The 2,620-nt window shown below is 45.0% G+C and carries 1 protein-coding gene; it reads right to left on the bottom strand.

Features of this window, described 5'->3' with window-relative positions; genetic code table 11:
* Window positions 1-228: 228 nt before the first annotated feature.
* Window positions 229-2,577, bottom strand: coding sequence for a 4Fe-4S binding protein (locus tag ACTHUE_RS15140; RefSeq protein WP_440423907.1), 2,349 nt, complete (start codon window positions 2,575-2,577; stop codon window positions 229-231).
* Between the last annotated feature and the right edge of the window lie 43 nt (window positions 2,578-2,620).

Below are 2,620 nucleotides of genomic sequence, written 5' to 3'. Positions count from 1 at the left end.
CCGTTAGAGCAACCGGCCAAGCCCAACAAACCGGCACCGGCAATACCTGCGCCGGAAGCAGCGGCAGTACCTAAGAATGAACGACGGCTTAAGCCGTTTTGTTCTAATTTTTCGTCTGACATACGACACTCCTTGGATAAAATCCGGCGGCCGATTTTTTTCAGACGGCCTACCGATGAAAAAATTTCTAAGTTGGGCTGCCGATACAGCCCTCTTTTTTATAAATAACTACTTATCAACACTAATTGCCGATTCTTTTTTAACAAACTGAACAACTTGTTCTTGAGCATTTTTCGTTGCTGCCGCATCGTGCTGCTCAGATTTTGCTGCCGCTTGTTTTTGTTTTTTCTTATTCGTTGCCACTACTTGAGGACAACGCGTATCGTGGTGATACATTACCTGGCAATGCAGGCATTGGATACATTCGTTCGGATGGATATCGCCTTCTGGTGCAATGGCCTGTACCGGACATTCATGCGTACAAATCTGACAAGGATTGCCACACATTTTATAGCGGCGCAGCCAGTCAAACACACGGAATCGACCCGGCAATGCGATACCCGCACCCAAAGGACACAGATAACGACAGAAGAAACGTTCGATAAACAATCCGGCAATCAGCAAAGCTGCAGCAAACAATACAAACCACCATTCGCGCATAAACTTCAGAATAATTGCGGTTTTGAAAGGTTCAACTTCTGCAAATTTTTCAGCAGTACCCAAATCATACAGGGAAATAGCCAGCAAACCGAAGAAGATGACGTATTTAATGGCTGTCAGGCGCGTATGCAACAGATGTGGCACAGTAATTTGTTTTACGCCCAGTTTTTTAGCAATGCGATTGGTCAATTCTTGCAACGAACCGAAAGGACACAGCCAGCCGCAGAACGTACCCCTGTTCCACAACAGCATGGTCGCCGCTGTAAAGAGCCACAGAATGAACACCAGCGGATCCATCAGGAAGAATTCCCAGTGGAATTCAGTCAAAATTGCGGAGAACAAGGTCAATGTATTGACGACCGACAATTGCGCTTGCGCATACCAACCAATATAAACCAGGGTAAATGTCAGGAAGCAGAGGCGGAAACGGTCATACCATTTTTCGTAACGTACAATCCAGTCTTGGAACAGGAATACCAACAGGAGAATTGTCAAAGCAATACCGACAACAATAATTTGACCTTGTTTGGCTTTCCAAACCTGTTTCCAAAGTTGGTTGGAAACACCATCATCACCGGCAGTCGCATCTTCGGCAATACCCGTACTTTCAGGAGCTGAAGCTACAGCCGCAACTTGCTCAACCGGCGCGCTGATTTCAACAGGTGGTGCTTTTGGATCATCGACATAGTAGCCTTTTGGCAATTCGTAATCCAAATCTGCATTCACAAAAGCTTTATCGTTAACGCTCAACACACGTTGAATCATCAGTTGTAAACGCCATGGCTCGGCAGCATCAAATTCCACACCTTCCTGGATGGTAAACCAAGAGACCTCTTTAAATGCAGGTGCACCTTCCGCTGCCAAAGCAACTACACGCTCATGTTGTGCATCAGTAAAACGGAAGCTGGTATCGCCCTGAATCATTTCGATACGGTCGAATATACCGCCACGCACATAGCCTGAGCCCTTCCAAGAGTATCGGCCTTCACCGGCAACCATAATCGCCTGTTGACCTGGTTGCAAACGTTTTTGCAGATTATTCCAACCGGCCTCACCTAAAAGGCTTTTACCGATAGAAGGTTGGCTGACCAAAGCAACATATAAATCAACGAATGTATCGTTACCATCACCCTGCTCTGCATGCTCAGCAACACCTGCTTTACCACCTTTTTCAAACAATTTGTTGATATCGTCAACAGAAATATGCAGATGACCAACAGCTTTTTGTTCTAACAGTGCATTCCAAGACTGAATATCTTGTTTATCAGAATTCACAGCACGACGGGGACGGGTTTGAACCGCAGGCTCATTTGCAGCTTGTTCACCAGAAGCGGCAGCAGCACCGGCTTGAGTCGCTTTATCCGTACCCAAATGATATTGATGAATAACCGATTTGACAGAACGCTGAATACTGTCGTTAATCACCATTAACGTTACAGTCGCACCACTGATGATATCACCAGGAGCCACGCCAGGCTGCGGAGGATTTTTAATAAAATTTAAGCCAATATATTTATCAATGAATTTATCAACACGGGATTGCGGAATACCAATCAGCATAATTGGTTCATGATGTTCAACCAATTTTGCTCCGGCAATAGTGCCATCATTGGCCAATGCAACCATCGTATCAATCGGCTTACTCGAATAACCGCGCGTATTAACCACATCAGTCGTGATATAAACCAAGCCAAGTTGCTCTTCGCCTTTATATACACGAGCAACCAAAGGCTTACCTTCAGGTTTGCCGTAGCGATCAGCACCAGGAAAAATTTCAGAAGGCTGAATTTTTGCCAAGAAATCAGGCAAGCGCTCTGCGTAAGCAGGTAGGCTTACTATCATCATAGAAAATACAGCAAACAGCACAAGGATTCGTTTCCAAATGCCACTTAAGCACTTCATTTCAAGACAGGACATGGCTATTCCCGATATATCGATACTCTAAACACTTATATTATAT

The sequence above is a fragment of the Neisseria sp. P0021.S005 genome (genome assembly GCF_051956955.1).
This window is presented reverse-complemented; position numbering and strand designations above follow the sequence as displayed.

Bases quoted from the DNA above. Each gene is read 5' to 3' on its own strand.
- ACTHUE_RS15140 (WP_440423907.1), bottom strand. From the start codon at position 2,577: ATGTCCTGTCTTGAAATGAAGTGCTTAAGTGGCATTTGGAAACGAATC.